The sequence below is a fragment of the Neisseria sp. HMSC070F02 genome (assembly GCF_001814225.1).
Classification (GTDB): Bacteria; Pseudomonadota; Gammaproteobacteria; order Burkholderiales; family Neisseriaceae; genus Neisseria; species Neisseria meningitidis.
Genome location: NZ_KV815340.1, coordinates 1 through 739, shown reverse-complemented (window position 1 = coordinate 739; position 739 = coordinate 1). Strand labels below are relative to the sequence as shown.

Annotated in this window: 1 protein-coding gene; it reads left to right on the top strand. The window is 46.5% G+C overall.

What is annotated here, in order from left to right; translation table 11 throughout:
* Window positions 1–161: 161 nt before the first annotated feature.
* Window positions 162–653, top strand: coding sequence for an REP-associated tyrosine transposase (locus tag HMPREF2959_RS00335; protein WP_070696209.1), 492 nt, complete (start codon window positions 162–164; stop codon window positions 651–653).
* Window positions 654–739: the final 86 nt, after the last annotated feature.

The following is a 739-nucleotide window of genomic DNA, read 5'->3' as shown; positions in this document are numbered from 1 at the left end:
CTAGATTCCCACTTCCGTGGGAATGACGGTTCAGCAAGCGTAGGTCGGATACTTGTATCCGACAAAACCTTTAACATTCCCATCATTGCAATCCATTGCAGCAATGCCCAAAATGTCGAATTCAAGAATCCGACCTACAAAATCATTCCGAGCATAATACTATGAAATACCGTCGTTTTTACCGCAATGGCGGCACTTACTTTTTTACGGTTGTAACCAATAAACGGCAGAAGATTTTGACCGATGATGCGGTGCGTTTGGCTTTACGGCAGGCGGTAATGGCGGTGCGCGAACGGTATCCGTTTGAAATTTTGGCATGGGTGTTGATGCCCGACCATCTGCATACCATATGGCGGCTGCCGGACAATGATTCTGCTTATTCGGAACGCTGGCGGCAAATCAAGCGGCACAGCCAATATTTAATCGGCGGCAATCTCAGGCTTTGGCAAAAACGCTTTTGGGAATATACTATCCGCGATGAGGCCGATTTTGCCTGCCATTTTGATTATCTGCATTTCAATCCGGTCAAACATGGCTATGTAGGACAAATTTCCGATTGGGGGTTTTCTACGTTTCACCGTTATGTCAAACAGGGTATTTATCCGCATAATTGGGGTGGCGGCAATGCGGACTTTTCTATTGAATACGATTAAAGTAATGTCGGATTCAAGAATCCGACCTACGGAAAACTGAAAGAGCATCGGCTGCAGGACGGCATTATGCGCAAAGCCTGCCGCAA